Source organism: Chryseobacterium sp. 2P (assembly GCF_059579425.1).
In genome coordinates this window covers 2,324,693-2,351,269 of sequence record NZ_CM184194.1, presented here as the reverse complement: position 1 = coordinate 2,351,269, position 26,577 = coordinate 2,324,693, and the positions used below count along the sequence as shown (strand labels likewise).

The following is a 26,577-nucleotide window of genomic DNA, read 5'->3' as shown; positions in this document are numbered from 1 at the left end:
GGCTTTTTCATTATTAATAACCAAAAATCTCAGTCAAATTCAGTTTCTTCACTTCACCAAGTTTCTGCATATCAGCTTCACTTACTTTATCCTGCGAAGCAACGAGACAGTAGGTGTAGCTTTTACCTTTCATTTCCTTATCGTGGAAACTATTGATGTCTGCAAATGTCAGGTTTGGAGCCTGCTCGTAAGTATTTTTTCTGATATCTGTATTATTTCCAAGCTTTTGGGCTCTCAGATACGTAAAGATAATTCCGTCCTGTGTAATTCTTTCGGAGGCAATGGTTTTCTTCAGTCCGCTTTTTGCAGTTTCAAATAACTGATCAGATTTCGGAAGTGTTGTCAGAAGCTCATTCATGGCTGTGGTAGATTCATTGAATTTATCTGCCTGAGTTCCCACATAAGCCATAATCATATCTTTATCCTCTTTTTTGCCCGGAAGCGCGAAGTAAGAGTAGGTAGAATAAGCCAAAGCTTTAGATTCCCTGATCGTCTGGAAAACCACAGAACCCATTCCGCCGCCGAAATAGTTATTGAACAAATTTACAGTCGGAGTAATGCTTACATTGTAAGGATCACTGTTTCTTACCCAGAAAATTTCTGCCTGTACCATATCGTAATGGGCAAACAATACTTTATTTTTATCCGTAGGAATCTGGGTAAATGTTTTAGACTTCGGCATCTCTTTCAGCGAAACCGGAACTTTATGGATCTGCGTTAAAGAAGAAGCAACTTCGTTGGCTGATTTCGGACCGCAATGAAGGATTTTATGCTTAAAGTTAAATAAATCATGCAATACATTCACTAAATCTTCTGCTTTTAAGGCATCCAGTTCGGCATCGCTCAATACATTATTGAATGGATTTTGCGGACCATACTGTGCATAGCTTCTCAATCCGCTCATGATAGAACCTTTATTCTGTTTCGCATTGGCTCTTGATTTTTTCAGTCTTACTTTGTAAGAATCCAAAGCTTTCTGATCTGCCACACAGTTTTTAATTAAATCTTCGAACAGAGCCGCAGTTTTATCGAAATTTTCATTCAGACCTTCCAGTGTAACGTAGGTTTCTTCATTTCCTGCGCTTACATTGAAGCTTGAAGCCAGTTTGTAAAATTCCTTACTTATGTCTTCCGAAGATTTATTTTTTGTCCCTAAATATTGCAGATATTCCGCTGCCAAAGGAAGAATTTTGTTATTCCATTTTCCGGCATCGAAATAATAGTATAATCTGAAAAGATCATTATCTGTATTTTTTACAGAAAGTACATCCACCGATTTTACTTTGCTTTTGGCAATATCTTTTTCAAAATTCAGCCATACCGGAGAAATCGGAGCTTCAGGCATTTCATCGATCTTTTTCAGGAACGGCGACTGGTCTTCTCTGTTTACGGAAACCGGAGTAATTGTAGGTTTGTCTACTTTTACGATATTTTTGTCTTCTCCTTTTCTTTTGTAAACCGCAATGTAATTGTTGTCTTTAAGATATTTAGATGCGAAATCCATAATATCTTTTTTCGTCAGTTTAGAAATTTCTTCAATATACTGAAGCTGGGTTTTATGGTCGACTTCGGAAGTGAATTCATCCATCAAGGATTCCGCTCTGGAAGTGTATTTTTCATACTTCTGGATCACATTTTTCTTCTCATTATTCACGATCGACTGGATCAGGTCATCGGAAAATTCTCCTTTTCTTAGCTTGTCGATTTCCTGAAGCAGTAAATTCTTCACATCATCCAAAGACTGTCCTTCTGTAGGATTACCCTGTAACAAAAGCGCTGAATAATCTTTCAGAACGTACGGAAAAGCATAAGCGCTCAGTAATTTCTGCTTTTTAACAAGATCAAGATCAATTAATCCCGCCTGTCCGTTGGTAAGCATACTTCCGATAAAATTCAGCATTCTAGCATCCTTTGTCGTAGCACCCGGAAAACGGAATCCAATCATGATGTTTTCAGGATTCGGGCCGTAAACTTCCCGGGTAATCGGAGCCATAATCGGACTTTCCTGCCCCGGATTGTAAGCCGGAACCGGTTTGTTTTTCATGTAAGAAAAAGCTTTGTCGATCTTGGCAATCATTTCATCCGGATTAAAATCTCCCGACATGATGATCCCCATATTATTCGGAACGTAATAATTGTTGTAATATTCCCTGATCGCCTTTAAAGAAGGATTTTTCAGGTGTTCAATCGTTCCGATGGTCGTTTGCTTTCCGTAATTATTATTCGGAAACATTGCGGCAAACATAGATTCCAGAACCTTTCTTCCGTCATTATCCAGACCTCTGTTTTTTTCTTCGTAAACTGCTTCCAATTCTGTATGGAAAAGTCTTAAAATCGGCTGTCTGAAACGTTCTGCCTGTAATGCTAGAAATTTATCCGTTACATTCGCAGGAATATCTTCCGTGTAAACCGTCTGTTCGTATGATGTAAATGCGTTGGTTCCGTCTGCACCCATTCCCGACATCATTTTGTCGTATTCGTTCGCAATAGCATATTTTGCTGCTTCTCCCGAAACTTTATCGATTTCTTTATAAATTTCCTTTCTCTTTGCTTCGTCCGTTGTCGAATTATATTTCTCGTAAAGAGCATCAATCTGGTCAAGAAGCGGCTTTTCTTTTGCCCAGTCTTTAGATCCGAATTGATCTGTTCCTTTGAAAAGCATATGCTCCAGATAATGTGCTAAACCGGTATGATCTGCCGGATCCGTTTTGCTTCCTGCTTTCGTTGCAATAAAAGTCTGGATTCTTGGATCTTTTTTCGTTGGGCTCAGAATAACGGTTAAGCCGTTTTTCAGCGTATAATATCTTGCTGAGGTAGGGTCGTTGGTTACATATTTATACGTGTAGCCATTCGACTGTGCTTCTTTCCACTGGAAATCCTGTCCGTAAGCGTATCCGCAGTAACTTGCTGCTGCAATACTGGTTACAATGGTGATTCTCTTTAAAAAATTCATGTTAATTAATGTTGGAATATGTTTGATTATTGTTTAAAAAAATGCTTAAAATTATTCTTAGTTAAATTTATCAAGTAAATCTTTAATTCTTCTCATGGCTTCTTTTAGATCTTCCTCCGAAGCCGCATAAGAGAATCTGATGCATTCAGGACTTCCGAAAGAAACTCCGCCAACGCAGCCTACATGAGCATTTTCGAGAAGGAACATCGCGAAATCATCAGAATCTTTAATTTCTGTTCCGTCTAACGTTTTTCCGATGTAATGCGATACATCCGGGAAGAAATAAAACGCAGCTTTAGGCAAAACCACTTTAAAACCTGGGATTTCTTTAATTAAATCATAAACAAGATCTCTTCTTTTTTTGAAAGCATCAATCATATATTTATACTCCGAAGGATCGGTCTGTAAAGCGGTGATAGACGCTCTCTGAGCCATTGTATTTGCTCCGCTCGTCATTTGTCCCTGAATTTTTTCACACGCTTTAGCCAGCCATTCCGGACACGCAGAATATCCGATTCTCCATCCTGTCATCGCGAACGCTTTAGACATCCCGTTGATAACGGCAGTCTGTTCGTAAACCTCTGGAAACTGAGCAATCGAAGTTGTTTTCGTTTCGTAGTTGATGAATTCGTAGATTTCGTCTGAAATTACCGTTACGTGAGGATATTTGGCAATCACTTTTGCCAGAGATTTCAGTTCATCATACGTGTAATATCCGCCTGAAGGGTTGCACGGTGAGCTGAACAGGACAGCCTTCGTTTTATCTGTAATGGCTTCTTCAAGCTGTTCCGCAGTAATTTTAAAATCTGTTACATACGAAGTCGGAAGCATCACAGAAACTCCGCCCATCATTTTTACCATTTCATCATAGCTTACCCAGTAAGGATTCGGAAGAATTACTTCATCTCCATCGTTAAGAAGGGCAGCCAGAACGTTTAAAATCGCCTGTTTTGCACCGTTGGAAACGCAGATCTGCGTTGGTTTATATTCTAAATTATTATCTCGTTTTAATTTGTGAGCAATCGCTTCACGAAGTTCTAAAAATCCGGGAACAGGAGAGTAGTGACTGTAATTTTGGTTAATGGCATCGAAAGCAGCCTGTTTGATATTGTCCGGAACATCAAAATCGGGTTCTCCTAAAGTAAGGCTTATAACATCTATTCCGCTGGCTTTCATTTCTCTAGCCTTATTCGACATAACAAAAGTTTGTGAGTAACCAAGTCTCTGTACTCTATCTGAAAGTTTCTCCATGTAATTATTTCTATTTTAACAAATATAATAAAAAGTATTTCTTCAGAAGTTAAAATAGAGCCGGAGTCAGCTTTTTTGTCTGCGCTGGCGTTTTATTACTTATTCAATTAATTGTTTAAAGTAAAAATAGTTTTGCTCCTTCATGAACAGAATCTGTGTAGAAATAAGAATCAATCAGTCATCCATCAATCCCGGAAAACTGGATAAGAAAATTTCAAAATTACTGAAAAGAACCAACAATTATATTGAAAAAGAGGTGTAAAGAAATTTGAGAAAGATAAATCTTGGTTTTGATAATTTGAATAAAGCTGATAAAAAACTTATTTTTGCTTTTTATAATAATTTACATGTCTACAACGTTACTACTAAAATACTTTCCGGATCTTACAGAGACACAGATCGATCAGTTCAATAAACTGGAGGTTTTATATCATGAATGGAATGAAAAAATCAATGTGATCTCAAGAAAAGATATGGAATCTCTGTACGAAAAGCATATTTTACATTCTTTGGGAATTGCAAAAGTGATGGAATTTGCTCCCGGAACAAGAGTTTTGGACATCGGAACAGGCGGTGGTTTTCCCGGAATTCCTCTGGCGATTTTGTTTCCCGAAACCCAGTTTACTTTAATTGATTCTATCGGAAAAAAAATAACAGTGGTAAATGCAGTTGCAGAAGGTGCAGGATTAAAAAACGTAACGGCGATCCACGGAAGAGCTGAAAAATTAAAGGAAAAATTCCATTTTGTAGTAAGCCGTGCTGTAACACAGATGCCTGAATTTTTAAGATGGCTGAAAGGTAAATTCGAGAAAGAACAATTTAATACAAAGCATAATGGCGTTCTGTATCTGAAAGGAGGGGATCTTGCTGAAGAACTTGCCGGATTGAAATGTGAAATTTTCAGCCTGAAAAGTTATTTTGACGAAGAATTTTATGATACAAAAAAAGTAGTGTATCTTTCTAAAGGTAATTTTAATTCTTAATTTTACAGTATTAAAGAATAAATTCTGATATTTTTAATAATAATCTAAATTTTTGTAACTATGAAAAAGTTTCTCCATTTTGGGTTTTCTGCATTAGTTTTAGGATTATTTTTTACATCTTGTAACAATGACGATGACTATAATACCATCGAATCTGTTGACAAAATCAAAATTGACAGTGTAAGGATTGTTAACGATACGATGGATGTTTTTTCGGTTCAGAGTATTAAGACTTATTCTACTTATCCGTCTCATTGTCAGGGTTTTTATGGATATGATTACGTGCATAATGATAATTTAACCCGAACTGTTACGGCATACAAATATATTACGAACGGACCGTGTACGGAAAAAACGTACACTTCTGCCAATCAGATCAATTTCAGTCCGCAACAGATTGGGAAATATACTTTTAAATTCTGGAATGGCGGCAACAACTGGATCACCAAAACAATAGTAGTTCAATAAAAATAAATGAAAGGAGTTTTTGCAGCTTGTTTTCTGATTTCCAATATTGTATTCGGTCAGAAAATTAAGTGGGAAGAGGGAAAAAAATTGAATTGGAGCAATTTTAAAAGCCAAGTCAACAACCAGCGTGGAGACAATGTCGTGGCGTATACCAACTGTGGCTGGACGTATTCTTACGTAAAATCTTCAAATCCGAAAGCTCCGGTAAAAATTACGATTCAGACGATTTTTAACGAATACCAATCTTGGAAAGACGTTAAAAGAATCAATGATTATGTGCTGCTTCATGAGCAGAAACATTTTGATGTTGCTGAAGTTTTTGCCCGAAAACTGAGAAAAGAAGTTTCGGAAAAGATTAAAAACGGAGCTGATTTCGACAGGTATTTTAAAACCATTTACAATACAATCCTCAAAGAATATCAGGATTTCCAGAAAACTTATGACGGCGAAACAAGGAACGGAATGGTAGAGGAAAAGCAGGCAGAATACAACCGTATTATTGCTGAACAACTGGAAAATTACAAAAACTATAAAACCTCTTGAAATTCCTCAATAAAATCATCAGTGAATTATTAACCCAAAATTCCGATTTATCTGAATTTAACATCGTTCTGCCCGGAAAACGTCCTATTGTTTTCATCAGACGAATTCTTGAGGAAAATAATTACTCCGGATTTTTGCCGAACTTTTTTACAATTGAAGAACTGATTGATAAAATTGCCGACAAACAGCAGATTCAGGGAATTGCACTCTGGCTTTTCGCTTTCGATGTCTATAAAAGCTTAAATCTGATTCCAAATGACGATTTTGCAGAATTTCTGAAATGGTTTCCTACGTTGCAGAAAGACTGGGACGATATCCTGAAATTCTCCGAAAGTGATGAAGCCGTTTTACAGTATATGTTTGATGAAGAGCGTATTAAAGAATGGGCGCAGGATTTGGGAGAAGACGATGAAGGACCGCGAAAAAAATTCCTTAATTTCTGGAAAAACATGAATGTCTTTCTTCCCGTTCTCAAGAAAAAACTGAAGGAGAAAAACTGGGCAACTTCCGGAATGATCAACGAAGCGGCAAAAGCAAAGATTGATGAGTTTGCCAAAAATACCAGTGAAAAATTCGTGTTCTGCGGCTTCAACGCCTTTACTCCGGCGGAAGAAAAGCTCGTAAGAACTCTTCTGCAATGGGACAAAGGACAGTGCTTTTTTCAGGCAGATCATTATTATTTTGATGATGAAAGACAGGAAGCAGGAAAGTTTTTAAGAAACCATAAAACGTGGAAGGAATTTGATGATCACCGTCTTTTTCAATGGATTGAAGACGACTTTAATCAGCCCAAAAACATAAAAGTTTACGAAGTTTCAGGAAATATTACCCAGACGAAAATTTTACCGGAAATCTTCAAAGAAATAGAAAATAAAACCTACTCCGATACTGCGGTCGTTTTGCTGGATGAAAATCTGCTTCCTGCAAGTCTGGATGTGATGCACGGCGTTCCCAATCTGAATATAACGATGGGTTTTCCTTTGAAAAACCTTTCTTTTTCGAATGCTGTAAAACAGCTTTTCTATCTTCAGAAACAACTGGAAAAAAACAAGTCGTCGTATTATTACCGCGATATTTTTCCGATTCTGGAAGAATTGCCGAAATCTGCTGAAGATGAATTGGTGATCAATAATTTTAAAGCAAAAATTGAAGAACGAAATATCGTTTACATTTCCAAAAAGCTTTTTCACGAATTGTTACATGAACTTTCGTACTATAATTTATTGAAAAAAGCAGACTCTACAACTGTTTATTTAGATTCTTTAATTGAATTCTGCAAGCAGATCAAATGGCTGGAAATTGATGATATTCAGTATGAAAACGTTTCCCATTTCGAAAATGCTTTCAGAATTATCAAAAATCAGTTGTCTCCTTATCAGTTTGAAATTAAAATGGAAACATTGGAAATTCTGATTAATCAGCATATTAATTCAGAAAGTATTGATTTTCAGGGAGAGCCTTTGAGAGGTTTGCAGATTATGGGACTTCTGGAAACCCGTCTCCTGAATTTTGAAAACGTGATTATGCTTTCTGTAAACGAAGGGAAATTACCACTCGGAAATTCACAGAATACCTATATTCCTTTTGATATCAGAAGATTTTTTGATCTTCATACTTTTTTGGAAAACGACAGTATTTATGCCTATCATTTTTACCGGTTGATTCAGGATTCCAAAAATGTACATTTACTTTTTAATGCCTTAAGTTCCGGAGTAAATACGGGAGAAAAAAGCCGTTTCATCACCCAGATCGAAATGGAAAGTTCTCACAATATCGAACATCTGATTATTGAAAATTCTTCCGAGCCGATTATTACGCAGCCTATCGAAATTTCAAAAACAGAAATTGTTCTTCAGCGGTTGGAAAAATGGAAGGAAAAAGTTTCGGCTTCTCACCTTACAAGTTATCTGTACAATCCGATTGATTTTTACCTTTCCAAGATTTTAAACACCTCGGAAAGTGATGAAATTGAAGAAGAACTGTCGGTAAAAAACTACGGAAATCTGGTGCATTATACCCTTCAAGAAATTTATGAAGTATTAAAAGGTAAAGTATTAAAAGAAAACGATTTAAAAGAATCAGTTAAAGCAATAGATCAATACATAGAGGTGGCTATTGAAAAGCTGAAACATCAGCCTGAGTTTTATGAAAAAGGAATGAATTTCATTCATAAAGCCATTGCTAAAAAAGTCATTGAAAATATTTTAAATCATGATCTTGAGCTGATAAAAAGCGGAAACGTACTGGAAATTTTAGACATCGAAAAACGTTTCGAAAATGTAGATTTTTATCTTGATGAAAAAGACAAAGTTTCTTTTTTCGGCTTCATCGACAGGATCGACCGGCTTAACGGAACGTTGAGAATTATTGATTATAAAACGGCAAAAATTAAAAATCTTATCGTAAAAATCGACGAATCCAATGTAGACGAATATTTCCATAACAGCGACCGAAAACAGGCTTTGCAGTTGTGCATTTATCAGTACGTTGTACAGAATCTTCCCGAGTTTTGGGGACTTCCGATTGAGACGGGAATCTGGAGTTTTGCCGAAGCTAAAAAAGGCGTTGTTTCTCTTCAGTTTGACAAAGGGGATATTGATGATGCCATGAAATCCATTAAAAGCCTGATCGAAGAAATTCTGAATCCGGATCTTGCATTTATCGAAAACATAAAACCTTATTCTGCATAAAAAAAGAATGCATCCGAAACGGATGCACTCATTACGATGAAGGATTGTATGAAGAAAATTACTATAATTTCACTTTTTTATTGAAAGTTTTTCCGTCATTCTGAATTACCTGAACCACATAAATTCCTGTTTTGATGGTATTTGATTCGAATTGAGAACTGTTTACTTCCTGATTCTGGATTAAATCTCCTGAAATACTGTAAATACTGATATTTTTAATACCGTTTTTAGCTTTTACAATAATCTGATTATTCTGAGCAATAACCGAAACTGTATCTTCCGTTTTCAGTTCACTGATTTGTTTTTTAAACTGTAAATTATAGAAACGGGTGATAATTTCCAAAGTAAGATTTTGAGAATCAATAGTATTGATATTTATTCCTCCGTCTTTAATATACTGTTCCTGAGAAACCGACTTGATAAGATTTTTATTATCATCAAAAATATTGACAGCCAAAATTTCTTCCTGATTGATTTTTAAATTCAGAATATTATTGATCTCAGATTTTACAATATCCTTTTCTTCTACAGTTTCCGGACTGTTTTTAATGTACGGAATGAGTTTTTCCGAATTGTTTTCAGAGACTTTTAATAAATATACTCCATCTTGTAAGGATGCTAAATTGTTGTTGCTCACAGCTTTTCGTTCAGCCTTTTCCTTGTTAAAATCTGTGATTTCAAGAAGTTCCATATTCTGAAGATCAGGTTTTATCTGTGATTGATAAATAGAACTGATTCCGGATTGACTATTTTGAGACTGTTTTGAAGTCAGCATTGCCCATTCGTTAAAAAGTCCGCCGCTTCTTAATGTGTTGAATTTGGCATTGGATGCCAGAACAAAAGGCACAATTCCTCCGATATGTCCTAAAGGTCCCCAATAAAATGCCTCCAGTTTGTATTTATTCAGATCCCACCACGAATAATAACCTCTCTGAACCTCAATGGTTTTAGATGTATTGTCCGGATGAATGGCGAGATCAACCGTAGAATGTCCTAAAGTCATGGGTGTTTTATTATACCAGTCGTATACGTCATTTGATTTCAGGCATTGTCTCAATTTGTTATTCTGATTATTCGTAACATCATTTACAAAATTATTGGTAAAAAGTGTTCTCCACACCAAAGGACCCCAAAGCAGACCTCCGTTATCCTGAACAACATGATAATTGTAGCGGTCCAGATATTCTGAAGAGATTACTTCCGAAATATTGCTGTTGTACATTTGGTACCCTGTTTTATTGCAGGTATTAACAACATTGGCGATAAAAGAAGTAAACGGATAAACCTGTTTTTCCAGAACGCCTTTCTGCAAAGTAACGCCTGAGAAATCATAAGGTCCGTCTCCCATATACGCATACTTAAAATACAGATTGTTAGGATTCGAAATGCTCAATTTCTTTAATGTGGACATTGCTGCATGAGCGCCCTGCGAATAACCCGCTAAAAAATATTCGTCGTAGCGTTTTACATTTTGCTGGGCAAGAACTTTGTTGGCTGCCGTTACAAAATCAATGGTCGCAGAAGCTTCGGTAGGATAGTGTACATACGGATGAACTCCGTCTCCGCTTCCCATCCCTACATAATCGGGAGCCATTAAAATATAGCCGTTCAGAACATAAGAAAGCTCCACTACAAATCCTGCATACAGAACTCCTTTAAGATTGGAAGGTACATTTTGGCGGCTGTCGGTAGTTCCGTGATCCGAAACTACAGTAGAAAGCTTGTAGTTTGCTTTCGGGTACATCAGAAGTCCTGTTGCTTTTACAAGATTATTTTTCTCATTTTTTGTATAATACGTTATTTTATAGGCTTTTAAACCTACATTAAAACTGTTGAGATAATTTACAAAATCCGGAGAATTCTGTTCGCCAAGATTGTTTGAAATAAAGCCTGCCACTGCCTGTGGCGTAAGATCCAGTTTTTGTTCAACACTGAAAACGTCTCCGGCTTGTTGCGCAAAATAGAAAGAAGCAGTAAGTCCCAGAAAAAGAGTAATTGATTTTTTCATTATTGTCAATTTTTATTGATGTTTAAATTAAAATTTTAAAATAAAACAGCGGTAATTTTATCATATCAATAATTATTCAACGAATATTAATTTTTTAAAAAGAAAAAAGTCTGACCAGAAAACTGATCAGACTGTGTATTATTTATTACAAAATTTCTCTCTTAGAAGGCGTTAATTCCTGTAATATCAAGACCTGTAATCAATAAATGAACGTCGTGCGTTCCTTCATAAGTAATTACAGATTCAAGGTTGGCTGCGTGGCGCATCATCGGGAATTCACCCATAATTCCCATACCTCCAAGAATCTGGCGGGATTCTCTGGCAATATCAATCGCCATTTTTACATTATTTCTTTTTGCCATGGAAATCTGCGCAGGAGTTGCTTTATGATCGTTTTTAAGATTTCCTAACTGTAAGCAAAGTAACTGAGCTTTAGTGATTTCAGTTAAAAATTCTGCTAATTTTTTCTGCTGCAACTGATAAGATCCGATAGGTTTTCCAAACTGTTTTCTTTCTTTAGAATACTGAACCGCAGTACAGTAGCAATCAATAGCCGCTCCGATAACCCCCCATGAAATACCATATCTTGCTGAATTTAAACAAGATAAAGGTCCTTTTAGTCCTGTTACTCCCGGAAGAAGATTTTCTTTCGGAACTTTTACATCATTAAAAACCAGTTCTCCAGTTTTTGAAGCTCTTAAGCTCCATTTATTGTGAGTTTCAGGTGTTGTAAAACCTTCCATTCCTCTTTCAACAATCAGTCCCTGAACTTTTCCTTCTTCATTTTTCGCCCAGACTACGGCAATATCGCAAAGAGGAGAGTTGGTGATCCACATTTTAGCCCCATTCAGAAGATAATGATCTCCCATATCTTTAAAATGGGTTTCCATAGAACCAGGATCAGAACCGTGGTTTGGCTCCGTTAAACCGAAAGAACCGATCATTTCTCCGGCAGCTAATTTTGGTAAGTATTTTCTTTTCTGTTCTTCCGAACCGAATTCATTAATAGGGAACATTACCAGAGAACTCTGTACAGAGGCAGCAGAACGCACCGCAGAATCCCCTCTTTCAAGCTCCTGCATAATCAGACCGTAAGAAATCTGATCCAGTCCGGAACCGCCATATTCAACCGGAATATAAGGTCCTAAAGCTCCGATTTGTCCCAATTCTTTCATTAAATTCGGGATGTCGGTGTGGTCTTGGGCAGCATGATCAATCTGCGGCATCACAAAACTTTCTACCCAGTCTCTTATAGACTGTCGGATAAGTTTATGTTCTTCAGTAAGTAAAGCATCGATCCCGTAATAATCGGGAATGCTGGTAAGGGAATAATATGACATTATATTTTAATTTTCCTAAAAATAAGACTTTTCACTATTTCAGAGAAATTTTTTTTAAATGACTTTTATCTGCTGATTTTTAGTTGTTTAATGCAGATTTTAAACACAAAACATCAAAATTTAATTTTCCTGTTCGTTGGAAATAGGGTACTGATTTGTCGGATTGTAGATTCTGGTTTTAAACTTGTACAAATACGGAGCTTTATTGGCAGAACCGTCATACAGTTTTTCCAGTCGGTCTAAAATATTAAGACTTAAAATTTTACGCTGAAAATTATTTCTTCTGAATTTTTCACCCAAAATCGTTTCATACAGACATTGCAGATCTTTCATGGTGAATTTTTCGGGAAGAAGATTACTCGCCGCTACTTCGGTATTGATGTTCATTCTGAGATATTCCAGTCCGGTTTCGATAATTCGGTCGTGGTCAAATGCCATTTTGGGCAGTTTATCCACTTCAAACCATTCGCAGCTTTCGTTGAAGGCATCCGGAAAAGTATTTGCCATCGAAAAATCAATCAGGCTGCAGTATCCTACCGTAATGAAACGCTGGAAGATCCAGTGATCTTTAGGCACTTCAACGCCTTTATTTTTAAGCAGAATCTGGTGAACATTATTTTCGGTTCTGTCGATTCTTCCAAAAGTATGAAACTGTTTCAGGAAGATATTCTGGAGATGCGTCCTTTCATACAGAACACGTTCCGCCGCTTCGCGAAGATCTTCATCATTAAAAACAAAACCTCCGGGAAGAGACCACAAATCCAGATCGTGGTATTTTAAGAGTAAAACTTTCAGGATATTGTTATGAAAACCAAATATGGTACAGTCTACAGACACGTGTGCTACAAAGTCTTTTGTATCAATAAGTTCCTGAAGGGTTTCCTTACTCTTTTCGTTCTTGATTTTCATGGGAGTAAAAATAAAATTATTTTCTAAATTTTGTATCTGCAAATCTAAAATAAATTAAACTAATTGTAAACAGCAGAATAACAGCAGATAAAATATAAACGGAGTAATAGTTTAGGAGCTGATTTTCGAATAAAACCGACATTATAATAGAACTTACAGAGCTTCCCAACGAAGAAAAAATAACAATTAGTGAGGTGAAAAGGTTAGCCTTGGATTTATCTATTGTAGCGATCATTTTAGAATTGATTACCGGGTAAAGCGGAGATAAAAACAATCCTATAACAGGAAAAAGAAACAGCAGAATTTTAGAATCGTCCCAACCGGAAAACTGGATTCCGATGATGATTAAAAGAACTGTAGCAATAGATGCTATACACAAAATATAATATTTGGAAAGTGAAAATCTCTGGATTACATTTGCTGTAATCGTTCTTCCTGCATAAGAGAAAAGGGCTAAAAACGATGAAGCCTGAAGTGCAAAAAAAGAATTTACTTTTAAATGATTTTTGTAAAAAGACGGCAGCCAGGAATTAAAACTCTGTTCTAAAAAAACAATAGAAAAAATTACCGCTAAAAATATAATAATTAAAGGGTTGATGATTTCTGCAACTTCTTTGAAAATATTTTCACTCTTCATTTTTTCAGGTTCCGAAACAGGAAGTTTTGAAAATAAAAAAATTGTTATTGCCGATAATACAGAGATTGATAGAAATCCGAATTTCCAGAATTCTGAAAACCGGCTTGAAATAATCCATCCAAAACCTATATTCACCACGAAAACACCGATCATGAAAGATGCTTCTACGCTGTTCATGGTTTTTGCTAAAGATTTTTCGTCTGAAATATTGTTCCGGATAATTCCGAATACACAGATTTTCCCGATCGCAAAACAAGCTCCGATAATGGCAAACCATAATTTATAAAACCAGAATACTTCCACGAAAGGCAAAATAAGAGAACATATCCCAACAATTGTTAAAGCTGAAATCAGGGATTTTTTTGTTCCGGTTTTGCTGATGAAATTAACGGCAAAAAGTGAAATAAAGGCAATCGGAAGATCTTTAAAAGACTCTAAAAAACCAAGCTTATCATAAGTAATTTTTGCCTCCGAAAGCTGAAGAATTACAATGCCCATGCAGTTTAGCACCATAGAGAAAATTAGAAAAGTCAGTTTAAGCGGAAGCGATATTTTCGAGAGCTTGGTCGTCATTTTGGGGATTGATTTTATCTGTTTTTTTGAAATTTTTACTGTTTCTGAAGAAAAATTTATGCCTTCAAATGCCCAAAAATACAGGAAATATTAAAATAGTTATTAATAAAATGTTAAATAATTAAAAAAAAATATATTTTTATTGTCTCAATTTGAGAATTAAAAAACTAACTGTATATGAATGTAAGAATATCTAGAAGTTTAGGCATGGTTGCGGTGCTGTATTTCACTGCAAATTTCAGTGCCCAAAACACAAAGAACGACACCCTTCCAAAAGAACAGAAAATTGAGGAAGTAGTCATGATTGGTTATGGTACTCAGAAGAAGAGTAACGTTACGGGAGCCATCTCGAGTATCAAAGCAAGCGACATTGAGGCAATCCCAGCCGGAAAACCGGAGCAGGTTCTACAAGGAAGAGCAGCAGGGGTAAATGTAATTTCTAACTCCGGTCAACCGGGATCCAGTGCAACAATTAGAGTAAGAGGGGTTACCAGTTATTCCTCTAATAATGATCCGCTTTGGGTTGTCGACGGGATTGTTGTCGACGGAATCGGATGGCTAAACCAGTCCGACATTGAAAGTATTGAAGTATTGAAAGATGGAGCTTCTTCTGCAATTTACGGAGTTTCTGCTGCAAGAGGGGTAATTCTGGTTTCTACTAAAAAAGGTAAAAGAGGAAGACTGAATCTTACTTATAATGGTTTCTACGGTATAAGTAACGCTGCAAGAAAATTAGATCTTCTGGACGCTACACAATATGCTACAATTATTAATGAAGGTTTTGCCAATGACGGAAAACAGGTCAGATTTCAGAATCCTTCGGCATTTGGAAAAGGGACAGACTGGCAGGATCAGATTTTCAGTACAGGCGAGAGACAAAATCATGAGGTAAGTGTTCAGGGAGGAAACGATAAGTCTTTATTCTACGGATCTTTTGGATATTATGATCAGTCTGGTATTGTAATGAGTGATATATCTTACTACAAAAGATTAACAGCCAGAATTAATTCTAGTCATAAAGTTACAGACTGGCTTACTTTAGGACAGACATTTGGATATACACATCAGAAAAGCCAGGGGATTAACTCTAATGGTGAGTTCGGCGGGCCTTTAAGTTCAGCAGTAAATCTTGATCCTATTACTCCTGTTGTTGTTAATAATTTTTCTATGGTAGATCCGGCGATGTATACAAATCCGTACATTGTAAGAGATGAAAACGGTAATCCTTACGGAATTTCACCCTATGTAAATCAGGAGATGTCTAACCCGAAAGCTTTCAGATACACTCAACTTGGAAACTTTAATTGGTCAGACGATTTTATTGCAAATGTTTATGCTGAAGTTAGATTTTTAGATCATTTCACATTTAAATCATCTTTAAACGGTAAAAAAGCTTATTGGGGAAGCCAGAGTTTTACTCCGTTATTCTATTTGAGTCCTACTTACAGTAATCTGGTAAATAACAGCTTAAGTCGCACTTCACAGAATAAATTTGAATGGAGTTTAGAAAACACATTAAACTATCAAAATAAATTCGGAAAGCATAATATTAATGTTTTATTGGGAACGGGATATTATGATTATAATATTGGAAACGGGCAGACAATTACCCATACAAATCTTCCAATAAGCAGCTATCAGGACGCTTCATTTAACTTTGCTTTACCTTCAGAAAACAGAACTTCAAATGCATGGGACAATGTAGAATGGAATAAAGCTTCTTATTTTGGACGTCTTATTTATGATTATGATAATAGATATTTGTTAACGGGGACATTACGTTATGATGGCTCTTCACTTTTTGGTGGTAATCATCATTGGGGTCTTTTCCCGTCTTTCTCTTTAGGATGGAATGTTAATAATGAAAGTTTTTGGCCTCAGAATAATGTTATTAACAGCTTGAAGTTTCGTGGAGGGTTTGGTACTTTAGGAAATGATGGAATTCCGCCATTTATGTTTTCAAGCTTCTTAGTATCAGGATTTAATTATACTAATGGAAATAATACAGTATTGACAGGATATGCTCCTGGAGGATTAGCAAATGAAAACTTGAAGTGGGAAACCACAAGACAAGTAAACGTTGCTGCTGATTTTAAAATATTTAATAACTTTAATTTATCCGTAGATTTTTATAAGAAAAAGACAGTTGATATATTACGTCCAATTCATATACCCGGTTACGTAGGTGTTTCAGGATCATATATAGCAAATGTTGGTGACATGGAAAACAGAGGAGTGGAAGTAGAACTAGGATATAAGAAAAACTGGAATGATTTTACATTTTCATTAAATACAAACTTTGCATATAATGAAAATGAAGTTCTTACATTAGAAGCAGGAACTAAATATCTAGACGAAAGCGGCTTCCAATCGATGGGTCCTGTACAAAGAACAATTGTAGGTAAACCTTATAAATCTTTCTACGGTTTCCAAACCTTGGAAGTATTTCAAAATCAGGCGCAGATTAACTCCTATGTAAATTCAAACGGACAAATGCTTCAGGCGAATGCAAAACCGGGAGATTTTATCTGGCAGGATGCTAATGGAGACGGGGTAATTGATGATAATGATAAGGTGTATTTAGGAAGCTCAATACCTAAATTTAATTTTGGAGCTACATTGAATCTTAGCTATAAAAATTGGGATTTAATGGTATTTGGACAGGGAGCTGCAGGACATAAAATATTTCAGGGACTAAGAAGACTTGATATGCTGGATGCCAATTATCAGACAAAAATTTTAGACAGATGGACAGGTGAAGGATCTACAAACGTAAATCCAAGAGTTACAAGAGATGATCCTAACAAAAACTATTCAAGAATGTCTAACTGGTATCTACAGAAAGGAGATTACTTCCGTATTAAGCTTGTACAGGTGGGATATACCTTGCCTACAGATTTAACTCAAAAATTTGGAGTTAGTAAACTAAGACTTTATGTAACAGGTGAAAATCTTTTCACTTTTACAAAATATACAGGGTATGATCCAGAGATCGCAGCAGGAGATTCTTTCGGAATTGACAGAGCATTTTATCCGCAGGCAAGAACATTTATGTTTGGTGCTAATGTAACTTTCTAAAAAAAATATAATGAAAAATAAATTCTTAAAAATAACTGTTGCGGCTTCTTTACTTTTAAGTTTGTCTGCAATGAATATATCTTGTACGGATGCTGATCTTGAAGAAAAGACAAATCCGGGTACATTTTTATCTGAAAACTTTTTCAGAAATGAGCAGGAATGTTTTTTCGCCCTTGTAGGTACGTATGATCCTTTGCGCAAATATGCAGGAGGTTTTGAAAATCTGGTAACTTTCTATAACGCAGCTTCTGATGATTTTTACGCAGGAGGAGGGAGTGCAACAGACGGAGCCGGAATTCAGGGGGCATCAAATTTTCAGATTAATCCGAATACAATGCCTGCAAGTTATTGGAGTGATTACTATCAGGGAATTGCAAGAGCAAATACACTGATTCTGAGAGCTCCGAATGCAGTAATGAATGAGACTACAAAGAGCAGATTTATTGCAGAAGCAAAAGCTCTTCGTGCGTTATACTATTTTGATCTGGTACGTATTTTCAGAAATATACCTTTAATTCTAAAACCATTTACAGCATCAGATGATCTTTTCAATGTTCCGCAGGTAGCTCCGTCTGCCGTTTATGCTCAAATAGAAACAGATTTGCTTGAAGCAATTCCAAATCTGCCAATGACGGTTTCAGGAGATCAGAAAGGACGTTTAACTCAAGGTGCTGCAAAAGCATTATTGGGTAAGGTTTATCTTTACGAAAATAAAAAAAATGAAGCAGCAGCACAGTTTGCTGATGTTAACGGAACACCAGGCGGAACCAGCCAGTACGGATATAAATTAGTAGCGAATTATGCGGATCTATTTAAGTCTGCGCCGATAACTGAAGCTAATGATCCTTATAAATTCAGTACAGAATCCATCATCGAAGTAATGCATACCAATAAAGCAAATTCAGATTGGAGTTTTTGGGGGCAGGGAAAAGATGAAGGAAACTCTATTTGCATTATGACAGCACCGAGATCTTATAACAAAAAGTCGGCGGATGCTCCTGATATTGTTTCTGGATGGGCATTCAATGTCATAACAACAGATCTTTACAACTTTATGCAGACAGATCCTAGAAGAGATGCTACAATACTGAATATGAACTTGCTGAAGCAACAGAGTAAAGCTGATTATTCTCCTGCATATATGGATACAGGATATTTCTTTAATAAGTTTATGCCTACAAAAGATAAAGTTACAAATCTACCGGGTGCTTCAGAATTAAATTACAGACAGAATTATATTCTAATAAGACTTGCAGATACCTATCTAATGGAAGCAGAAGCACTTAACGGTACAGGTTCAAGAGCTCAGGCTTTACTGGATGCTGTAAGAGCAAGAGTTGGGTTAGCTCCGGTACCAGTGAGTTTACAGGCTATTAAAGATGAAAGGAGAAGGGAATTAGCAGGAGAAGGACATCGGTTTTTTGATCTTGTAAGATGGGGAGAAGCTTCTACAAAATTGGCTTCCAAAGGTTTTGTTGCAGGTAAAAACGAAATCATGCCTATACCTCTTACAGAGCTTACAGGAACTATTTTGAAACAAAATCCTGGATATTAATTAAATACAATTAAAAACATGATAACTAAATATATAAATAAAAGTATTTTATTGGCATCATCAGTTTTTTTCTTGGCAAACTGTACGCCAGATAGTGTTGATGGTGATGGAAATGGTATTTCTCAGGGAGCTTTAGACGCTTCTTTTAAAGTAACCAAAACATCGGAGAATCACTATTTACTGAAAAGAAATTACAATAATTATATTAATTCAAGCTGGAATATAGATGATGACGGCTATAATAATGGCAAAGGTGAACAGAATCTTTTCCTTCCGGATGCGGGAACTTATGTGATTCAGCATCAGGCGGTAGGTATTGGTGGAGTTGTCGGAGGAACTGCCAGTGAAACAATTGTTGTCCCTACTTCAGATCCGATTTCCGGAAATATGATTCAGGGAGGAAGATTCGATACACCTGATGAAGTTGCAAAATGGTCTGTTCACAAAATCAGCGCTTCAGGGGCTCAATGGGTTTTTGCTAACGGTAAAGCCACCATTGTTGCAAGTGGAAGCAGTCAGCAGGGTATTTATCAGGCTGTAAATGTTGTGGCAGGACAGAAATATTCCATCGATATGGTAGCTTCCTCTGATACACCTTTAGTGAATACATGGTTCGAGGTTTATGTTCTAAATACGGCTCCGGTGACGGGACAGGATGTAGGGGGAACAGTTTACAGAAACATCAACACTTGGGATGGTTGTGGAACAAGCAAATTCAAAGGAAAAGTTTCGTCTGTCGGATGCAACGGATCGAAGAATGGCGGAATTTATACAGCTACAACAACAGGAACCGTTTATTTGGAAATTAAATGTGGAGGAGGCACTGTAAATAGCCTTAGTATTGATAAAGTTGAATTCCGTAGAACTCAATAATCTTCACACAATTAAATTGATATGAAATCACAATATTCATATAGTTTCGTACTTAGAAGTGCTGCACTTTGCGGTGTAGCGCTTCTTTCTTTTTTAAACTGCAGCAGTACCTCTTCGGATTTATCCAATAATACAGATAATTCCGGAAACAGCGGTAACGGAGGAAATACTTCCGGAGATCCGGTACAGGTGTGGTTAACGAAAGGAGATCAGACAGTGAAACTACAACAGCAGGGAACCTCTTATTTTTCAGGAGCTTCAGCAGCCGGAACTACCATTGAAGTAGATGGCTCACAAACGTTTCAGACAATAGATGGATTCGGATATACACTTACAGGAGGAAGCGTACAGGTAATCAATCAGCTGAGTGCGACAAAAAAGCAGGAATTGTTAAATGATCTGTTCAGTGCTTCCGGAATTGGAGTAAGTTATTTAAGAATCAGTATTGGTGCTTCGGATCTCAACAGCGAAGTTTTTTCGTATGACGATATGCCGACCGGACAGACTGATCCTACATTGGCTCAATTCAGCTTAACCAAAGATCAGGCTTTGATCCAGATGCTAAAAGATATTCTGATCATTAATCCGAATATCAAAATTTTAGCAACACCATGGTCGCCACCCGTTTGGATGAAAGACAACGGAAATACGATGGGAGGAAGTCTGAAACCAGAATATTATGGGGTTTATGCTCAGTATTTTGTAAAATATATTCAGGCAATGCAGGCACAAGGAATTAAAATTGATGCCATCACACCACAAAACGAACCTTTACATCCGGGAAATAATCCAAGCATGTATATGTCGGCAGGAGATCAGGCAGCTTTTATTAAAAATAATTTAGGTCCTGCTTTTCAGACTGCAAATATTAATACAAAGATCATTGCTTATGATCACAATTGCGACAATCCGACATATCCTTTAGCTGTTTTAAATGATACAGCGGCAAATCCTTATGTAGACGGATCGGCTTTCCATTTGTATGCAGGAGATATTTCAGCTTTGGGAACAGTACATAATCTATTCCCCAATAAAAACGTCTATTTTACAGAACAGTGGACGAGTTCTACCGGTGCTTTTTCAGGAGATCTGGACTGGCACATGAAAAACGTTATCATAGGTTCCATGAGAAACTGGAGCAAAAATGCTTTGGAATGGAATGTAGCCAATGATGCTTCATTCGGACCTCACACTCCGGGAGGATGTACCCAATGTAAAGGAGCAATTACGATAAACGGAAGTGCAGGCTACGAAAAAAATGTAGCATACTACATTATTGCGCACGCTTCAAAATTTGTTCCGGTAAACTCCCAGAGAATTGCTTCAACGCAGGCAGACAATCTTTCAACGGTGGCTTTTAAAACTCCGGCAGGAAAGACAGTCTTAATTGTGCAGAACAGCAATTCATCAGATAAGGCATTTAACATAAAATATAATCAGAAAACAGCTTCGGTAACTATGCCGGGAATTTCAACAGCAACTTATATTTTTTAAGACAAATATTTCTGTCGAAAATTGCTAATCATTAAAAACTTTTTGTTCTTTGTTAAATAAAAATTTATCGTGAACTTCAGGTTAAAATCATACAAAAGACAGAATATAAAATATAAATTAAAATGAAAAGAGTTTATTTCTTACTGGCAGTAGCAGCATTTGGAATCAATACATTCGGACAGAAAACAATTGATCAGAAAGTTTCAGAACTTTTGTCGAAAATGACGTTAGAAGAAAAAGTGGGACAGCTCGTTCAGTATTCAGGATTTGAATACGCAACAGGTCCGCAAAATTCCAATTCTGCCAGTGTTCTAAATGAAATAAAACAGGGAAAAGTAGGCTCAATGCTTAATGTGGCAGGAGCAGAAGAAACCAGAAAATTTCAGGAATTAGCTTTAAAATCGAGATTGAGAATTCCTTTATTATTCGGGCAGGATGTCATTCACGGATACCGAACAACATTTCCCGTGAATTTAGGTCAGGCAGCGAGCTGGGATTTGAAATTAATTGAAAAATCCGAAAGAATCGCAGCAACAGAAGCTTCAGCTTACGGAATTCACTGGACATTTGCACCGATGGTCGACATTGCAAGAGATCCGAGATGGGGAAGAGTAATGGAAGGTTCCGGAGAAGATACCTATCTGGGAACACAGATCGGTCTTGCCAGAATCAGAGGTTTTCAGGGAAAAGGTCTTGGAAATCTGGATGCAATTATGGCTTGTGCAAAACATTTTGCAGCGTACGGAGCAGCAGTAGGCGGAAGAGACTACAATTCTGTTGATATGAGTTTGAGACAATTGAACGAAACCTATCTTCCTCCTTTCAAAGCAGCGGCTGAAGCCGGAGTAGCAACATTCATGAATTCTTTTAATGACATCAACGGAATTCCGGCAACGGCAAACAAATACATTTTAAGAGATTTATTAAAAGGGAAATGGAATTATAAAGGTTTTGTGGTTTCAGACTGGGGAAGTATTGGCGAAATGGTTCCTCACGGTTACGCAAAAGACACTAAAGAGGCGGCGGAAAGAGCAATTATTGCAGGAAGTGATATGGATATGGAAAGCCGCGCTTATATGGCAGAACTTCCCAATCTGGTTAAAGAAGGGAAAGTAGATCCGAAGCTGATTGATGATGCCGCAAAAAGAATTTTGGTTAAAAAATTCGAAATGGGATTGTTTGACGATCCTTACCGTTTCAGCAGTGAAAAAAGACAGGAAGAGCAGACCAATAATCAGGAAAACAGAAAATTCGGAAGAGAATTTGGATCAAAAAGCATTGTTTTGCTTAAAAATGAGAAAAATATTTTACCTCTTTCAAGATCTGTAAAAACGGTTGCTTTAATTGGTCCTTTCGGAAAGGAAACTTCTGCCAACCACGGATTTTGGTCGGTGGCTTTTAAAGATGACAACCAAAGAATTGTAACGCAGTTTGACGGAATTAAAAATCAATTGGATAAAAATTCAACATTACTTTATGCAAAAGGAGCAAATGTTGATGATCAGGACAGATCCATGTTTGCGGAAGCGGTGGAAACAGCAAAAAAAGCAGATGTCGTAATCATGACTTTAGGAGAAGGTCATGCTATGAGCGGTGAAGCAAAAAGCAGAAGCAATATCCATTTTTCCGGCGTTCAGGAAGATCTTCTGAAAGAAATTGCAAAAACAGGAAAGCCGATTGTTTTGATGATCAACGCGGGAAGACCTTTGGTTTTCGATTGGGCAGCAGACAATATTCCGGCAATCATGTACACTTGGTGGCTGGGAACCGAAGCCGGAAACTCTATTGCCGATGTTCTTTTCGGAACGGTAAATCCGGGCGGAAAACTTCCGATGACGTTTCCTAGAATGGAGGGACAAATTCCGGTTTATTACAATCATTACAACACCGGAAGACCTGCAAAAAACAATACCGATAGAAACTACGTTTCGGCATACATTGATCTTGATAATGATCCGAAATTTCCGTTTGGCTATGGTTTAAGCTATACGCAGTTTAAATATTCTGATATGAATTTAAGCTCAAATAATCTTAAAGGAAATCAGACATTAAACATTAGTGTAAATGTTACCAACAGTGGAAATTACGATGGGGAAGAAGTGGTGCAGTTATACATCAGAGATTTGTTCGGAAAAGTGGTAAGACCTGTGAAGGAACTAAAAGGTTTCCAGAAAGTTTTCATTAAAAAAGGAGAAACAAAAACCATCAGTTTCAGTTTAACTCCTGAAAATCTGAAATTTTACGACGACCAGCTTAATTACGACTGGGAAGGTGGTGAATTTGACATTATGGTGGGAACCAATTCTAAAAATGTTCAGACAAAAAGAATTAATTGGACAAAATAATATTACTTTTTTACTTACTAAGAGCGGGATGAAACCCGCTTTTGGTGGTAGAAGAATGAATGTTTTTTATAAAGATATTAGTTAAACACAATGTTTGTCATTCTGAAAGAATCTAAATAATACTTACAGAAATTCTTCCCGCATGAAAGACTTTGAAAATAATTAAATTAACTTTTAAACATATTGTTGTCATTTGGAACATAGACAGAAAGTCTACGAACGCAGTTCAGAAGCGGAGTGAAGAATCTAAATGACCAACATTTAAAATAGATTCCTCGTTCCTCAGAATGATAAGTGTTGAGAATAAATTAAATAATAATTAAATCTTAATCTAGAATTTTTAACGCAAAGATTAAAAAAACGAATTATTGATTTTAAGGAGGCAAAGAAGAATCAGCAAAGCTGATTTGATGAAGCTAACGTTTATCATAATGCTTCATCAGTGATTGGTCGCAATCTTTGCTCACTGAACATTTTGTAATTAATAAATCTTTGCGTTAAAATATAAACCTAAAACATTAAACTTTGAAAATAAAACTCCAACATATTTTCCATTTCATCATCGGAGGAACTCTTGTTTTTTCAACAGTACATTGTGCTTCAAACAAACCAGATTCCAACAGAAATTTAATCTGGAGCGATGAATTTAATTATAAAGGTTTACCAGATTCTACAAAATGGAATTACGATGTGGGAGGAGACGGATATGGCAACAATGAAGCTCAGTTTTACACAAAAAACCGTCCGGAAAATGCAAGAGTGGAAAACGGAAATCTTATCATTGAAGCCAGAAAAGAAAACTGGGAGAAGAATAAATATACTTCCGCAAGATTACTGACAAGGGGTAAATTTTCCTTTCAATACGGAACTGTTGAGGTTCGTGCCAAACTTCCTAAAGGTCGCGGAACATGGCCTGCTATCTGGATGATGAGCGAAAACATGAAAAAGTGGCCCGATGACGGAGAACTGGATATCATGGAACATGTAGGATTTAATCAGGGGTACATTCATGCTTCGGTGCATACCAAGAAGTATAATCACATCATTGGAACACAGAAAACGGATACTTTGATTGTGAAAGATGCGAGTGAGAAGTTTCATGTATATAAGGCAGACTGGACGCCGGAGAAAATTGATGTTTATATTGATGATCAGAGATTTTTCACGTATGAAAACAAAGAAAAAACGTATGAAGCATGGCCTTTTGATCAGCCATATTTCATCATACTGAATCTTGCAGTCGGCGGTTTCTGGGGTGGAAAAGAAGGAATTGATGATACCATTTTCCCTCAGAAATATGAGATCGATTACGTAAGAGTTTATCAGAATAAATAAAATATAGAACTCCAAATTCTCCTCCTTTGGAGCAGTGGATAAATTTTCAAAGAAAATTTAGACGAGGTGGTTTAATATTAAAAAATAAGAAAAGATTATAATGAAGAGATTAATTGTAAGTTGCTTTGTAGTTGGGTTGGCTTTCAATGCAAACGCACAAAATTACTGGAAGAAAAATGCAGGTAAAACGGCAAAAGTTTTCCTTACCAATTCCAAAACCAATGAAAAGATGGTGGATAAAGGCACGGTAAAATTCGAGAAATTTGGTCAGCCCAAAGAAACGGATGCCTGTATTTTTGTAGATCCGGACTTTAAATATCAGAAATTAATAGGAATTGGTGGCGCCATTACGGATGCTTCCGCGGAGACTTTTTATAAACTTCCGAAAGAGAAGCAGAAAGAAATTATTGAAGCCTATTACGGAAAAAATGGTTTGGGATACACCGTTGTGCGTACCAATATGAATTCGTGTGATTTCTCAAGCGATTCTTACACCTATGTTCAGGAAAACGATAATTCGTTAAAATCCTTTACTGTTTCGCATGATGAAAAGTATAAAATTCCGATGATTAAAGAAGCGCAAAAGTCAATCGGAAAAGATTTTACCTTTTATTTTTCACCGTGGAGTCCTCCGTCTTGGATGAAGTCAAACAAAAATATGCTGAAAGGAGGAAGGCTGGAAAATTCTTTCTATCAGACTTGGGCAGATTATTATATTAAATTCATTAAAGAATACGAAAAAAGAGGAATCAATGTTTGGGGACTGACAGTTCAGAACGAACCGATGGCAACACAGACCTGGGAGTCGTGTATTTATTCGGCGGAAGAAGAAGGAGAATTTCTCAAAAATAATTTAGGTCCGACTCTTTGGAAAAATGGTTTCAAGGATAAAAAAGTGATGATTTGGGATCATAACCGTGATTTGATTTACCAGAGAGCTACAACAACGTTAAACGATCCTGAAACGTCAAAATACGCATCGGGAATCAGCTATCACTGGTACGAAACATGGAACAACAAAACCCAGCTTTTTGATAATTTATCTGAAACTCAGAGAGCTTTTCCGGATAAGTTTTTAGCTTTTACCGAAGGCTGTAAAGAGCAGTTTGATATGTCTAAAATTTATGAAGTGAGTTTAGGCGAATTATACGGAAGAAACATGATCAACGATTTCAATAAAGGAACGGCTTTATGGACAGACTGGAATGTTCTTCTGGATGAAACAGGCGGACCAAACCATGTTGGAAATTTCTGTTTTGCACCTATTATTGCAGATACTAAAACCGGAGAGCTTCATTATACCTATGAATATTATTATGTAGGGCACGTTTCAAAATTCATTAAACCAAAAGCGGTCAGAATCGGAACTTCGTCAAACAGAGCTGCATTAACTTCAACCACTTTCATGAATGAAAACGGACAGTTGGTAACGGTTATCATGAATGATACGGATAACGATATGGATACACATCTCTGGATCGAAGGTATGGCTGCAAAATTATCTGCTCCTGCACATTCTATACAGACTGTAATTTTATAGAC

General features: G+C 36.6%; 17 protein-coding genes. 11 read left to right on the top strand and 6 right to left on the bottom strand.

Translation table 11 applies throughout. The annotated features are described in order from the left end of the window. Nucleotides 1-13 precede the first annotated feature (13 nt). Together AC52CF_RS10745 and AC52CF_RS10740 are read right to left on the bottom strand one after the other, a co-directional pair. Nucleotides 14-2,953 (bottom strand): M16 family metallopeptidase, encoded by a 2,940-nt coding sequence (locus tag AC52CF_RS10745; RefSeq protein ID WP_214589605.1) that lies wholly within the window; start codon nucleotides 2,951-2,953, stop codon nucleotides 14-16. Nucleotides 2,954-3,010: 57 nt separating this feature from the next. Further along, nucleotides 3,011-4,204, bottom strand: coding sequence for a pyridoxal phosphate-dependent aminotransferase (locus tag AC52CF_RS10740; protein WP_076390392.1), 1,194 nt, complete (start codon nucleotides 4,202-4,204; stop codon nucleotides 3,011-3,013). 347 nt (nucleotides 4,205-4,551) lie between these two features. Here AC52CF_RS10740 and rsmG point away from each other — a divergent pair, with 347 nt between their 5' ends. Genes rsmG through AC52CF_RS10720 form a run of 4 tightly spaced genes read left to right on the top strand, consistent with a single transcriptional unit; the run spans nucleotide 4,552 to nucleotide 8,888 of the window. Then, nucleotides 4,552-5,187 carry a 16S rRNA (guanine(527)-N(7))-methyltransferase RsmG gene (gene rsmG, locus AC52CF_RS10735; protein ID WP_256039379.1) on the top strand — a complete coding sequence of 212 codons (636 nt, stop codon included), beginning with the start codon at nucleotides 4,552-4,554 and terminating at the stop codon, nucleotides 5,185-5,187. Between the two features lie 60 nt (nucleotides 5,188-5,247). Then, nucleotides 5,248-5,655 carry a hypothetical protein gene (locus AC52CF_RS10730; RefSeq protein ID WP_116099552.1) on the top strand — a complete coding sequence of 136 codons (408 nt, stop codon included), beginning with the start codon at nucleotides 5,248-5,250 and terminating at the stop codon, nucleotides 5,653-5,655. Between the two features lie 6 nt (nucleotides 5,656-5,661). Then, the gene (locus AC52CF_RS10725; protein WP_496518181.1) at nucleotides 5,662-6,198 is read left to right on the top strand and encodes a DUF922 domain-containing protein; all 537 of its coding nucleotides are present in this window, start codon (nucleotides 5,662-5,664) and stop codon (nucleotides 6,196-6,198) included. After that, the gene (locus AC52CF_RS10720; protein WP_496518180.1) at nucleotides 6,195-8,888 is read left to right on the top strand and encodes a PD-(D/E)XK nuclease family protein; all 2,694 of its coding nucleotides are present in this window, start codon (nucleotides 6,195-6,197) and stop codon (nucleotides 8,886-8,888) included. Before AC52CF_RS10725 ends, AC52CF_RS10720 begins: the two co-directional genes overlap by 4 nt. Nucleotides 8,889-8,949: 61 nt before the next feature. Here AC52CF_RS10720 and AC52CF_RS10715 read toward each other — a convergent pair whose 3' ends face one another. The 4 genes from AC52CF_RS10715 to AC52CF_RS10700 all read right to left on the bottom strand — a co-directional run bounded on the left by AC52CF_RS10715 (nucleotide 8,950) and on the right by AC52CF_RS10700 (nucleotide 14,355). Beyond that, a complete protein-coding gene (locus tag AC52CF_RS10715; protein WP_496518179.1) occupies nucleotides 8,950-10,896 on the bottom strand; it encodes a T9SS type A sorting domain-containing protein in 1,947 nt (648 codons plus the stop codon). A gap of 161 nt (nucleotides 10,897-11,057) precedes the next feature. Beyond that, complete coding sequence (locus tag AC52CF_RS10710) at nucleotides 11,058-12,236, bottom strand: acyl-CoA dehydrogenase family protein (RefSeq protein ID WP_496518178.1); 1,179 nt, start codon at nucleotides 12,234-12,236, stop codon at nucleotides 11,058-11,060. Between the two features lie 120 nt (nucleotides 12,237-12,356). Next, a complete protein-coding gene (locus AC52CF_RS10705) occupies nucleotides 12,357-13,145 on the bottom strand; it encodes an NUDIX hydrolase (RefSeq protein ID WP_496518177.1) in 789 nt (262 codons plus the stop codon). Nucleotides 13,146-13,161: 16 nt separating this feature from the next. Further along, a complete protein-coding gene (locus AC52CF_RS10700; RefSeq protein ID WP_250902140.1) occupies nucleotides 13,162-14,355 on the bottom strand; it encodes an MFS transporter in 1,194 nt (397 codons plus the stop codon). A 177-nt stretch (nucleotides 14,356-14,532) separates the two neighbouring features. Between AC52CF_RS10700 and AC52CF_RS10695 the strand changes: the two genes are divergently transcribed. The 7 genes from AC52CF_RS10695 (at nucleotide 14,533) to AC52CF_RS10665 (ending at nucleotide 26,575) form a co-directional block, all read left to right on the top strand. Next, nucleotides 14,533-17,433, top strand: coding sequence for a SusC/RagA family TonB-linked outer membrane protein (locus AC52CF_RS10695; protein WP_496518176.1), 2,901 nt, complete (start codon nucleotides 14,533-14,535; stop codon nucleotides 17,431-17,433). Between the two features lie 10 nt (nucleotides 17,434-17,443). Further along, on the top strand, nucleotides 17,444-18,988 hold the full coding sequence (locus tag AC52CF_RS10690) for a RagB/SusD family nutrient uptake outer membrane protein (RefSeq protein ID WP_214589613.1): 1,545 nt from the start codon (nucleotides 17,444-17,446) through the stop codon (nucleotides 18,986-18,988). Between the two features lie 18 nt (nucleotides 18,989-19,006). Further along, nucleotides 19,007-19,861, top strand: coding sequence for a hypothetical protein (locus tag AC52CF_RS10685; RefSeq protein ID WP_214589614.1), 855 nt, complete (start codon nucleotides 19,007-19,009; stop codon nucleotides 19,859-19,861). Between the two features lie 21 nt (nucleotides 19,862-19,882). Then, nucleotides 19,883-21,355 carry a glycoside hydrolase family 30 protein gene (locus AC52CF_RS10680; protein ID WP_290261729.1) on the top strand — a complete coding sequence of 491 codons (1,473 nt, stop codon included), beginning with the start codon at nucleotides 19,883-19,885 and terminating at the stop codon, nucleotides 21,353-21,355. Nucleotides 21,356-21,477: 122 nt separating this feature from the next. Then, complete coding sequence (locus AC52CF_RS10675) at nucleotides 21,478-23,700, top strand: glycoside hydrolase family 3 N-terminal domain-containing protein (protein ID WP_375191101.1); 2,223 nt, start codon at nucleotides 21,478-21,480, stop codon at nucleotides 23,698-23,700. Between the two features lie 525 nt (nucleotides 23,701-24,225). Continuing rightward, the gene (locus AC52CF_RS10670; protein WP_290261736.1) at nucleotides 24,226-25,035 is read left to right on the top strand and encodes a glycoside hydrolase family 16 protein; all 810 of its coding nucleotides are present in this window, start codon (nucleotides 24,226-24,228) and stop codon (nucleotides 25,033-25,035) included. 100 nt (nucleotides 25,036-25,135) lie between these two features. Continuing rightward, on the top strand, nucleotides 25,136-26,575 hold the full coding sequence (locus tag AC52CF_RS10665; protein WP_290261739.1) for a glycoside hydrolase family 30 protein: 1,440 nt from the start codon (nucleotides 25,136-25,138) through the stop codon (nucleotides 26,573-26,575). Nucleotides 26,576-26,577 lie beyond the last annotated feature (2 nt).

Coding starts and splice junctions, on each gene's coding strand:
- AC52CF_RS10745 (WP_214589605.1), bottom strand. CDS start 2,953: ATGAATTTTTTAAAGAGAATCACCATTGTAACCAGTATTGCAGCAGCA.
- AC52CF_RS10740 (WP_076390392.1), bottom strand. CDS start 4,204: ATGGAGAAACTTTCAGATAGAGTACAGAGACTTGGTTACTCACAAACT.
- rsmG (WP_256039379.1), top strand. CDS start 4,552: ATGTCTACAACGTTACTACTAAAATACTTTCCGGATCTTACAGAGACA.
- AC52CF_RS10730 (WP_116099552.1), top strand. CDS start 5,248: ATGAAAAAGTTTCTCCATTTTGGGTTTTCTGCATTAGTTTTAGGATTA.
- AC52CF_RS10725 (WP_496518181.1), top strand. CDS start 5,662: ATGAAAGGAGTTTTTGCAGCTTGTTTTCTGATTTCCAATATTGTATTC.
- AC52CF_RS10715 (WP_496518179.1), bottom strand. CDS start 10,896: ATGAAAAAATCAATTACTCTTTTTCTGGGACTTACTGCTTCTTTCTAT.
- AC52CF_RS10710 (WP_496518178.1), bottom strand. CDS start 12,236: ATGTCATATTATTCCCTTACCAGCATTCCCGATTATTACGGGATCGAT.
- AC52CF_RS10705 (WP_496518177.1), bottom strand. CDS start 13,145: ATGAAAATCAAGAACGAAAAGAGTAAGGAAACCCTTCAGGAACTTATT.
- AC52CF_RS10700 (WP_250902140.1), bottom strand. CDS start 14,355: ATGACGACCAAGCTCTCGAAAATATCGCTTCCGCTTAAACTGACTTTT.
- AC52CF_RS10695 (WP_496518176.1), top strand. CDS start 14,533: ATGAATGTAAGAATATCTAGAAGTTTAGGCATGGTTGCGGTGCTGTAT.
- AC52CF_RS10690 (WP_214589613.1), top strand. CDS start 17,444: ATGAAAAATAAATTCTTAAAAATAACTGTTGCGGCTTCTTTACTTTTA.
- AC52CF_RS10685 (WP_214589614.1), top strand. CDS start 19,007: ATGATAACTAAATATATAAATAAAAGTATTTTATTGGCATCATCAGTT.
- AC52CF_RS10680 (WP_290261729.1), top strand. CDS start 19,883: ATGAAATCACAATATTCATATAGTTTCGTACTTAGAAGTGCTGCACTT.
- AC52CF_RS10675 (WP_375191101.1), top strand. CDS start 21,478: ATGAAAAGAGTTTATTTCTTACTGGCAGTAGCAGCATTTGGAATCAAT.
- AC52CF_RS10665 (WP_290261739.1), top strand. CDS start 25,136: ATGAAGAGATTAATTGTAAGTTGCTTTGTAGTTGGGTTGGCTTTCAAT.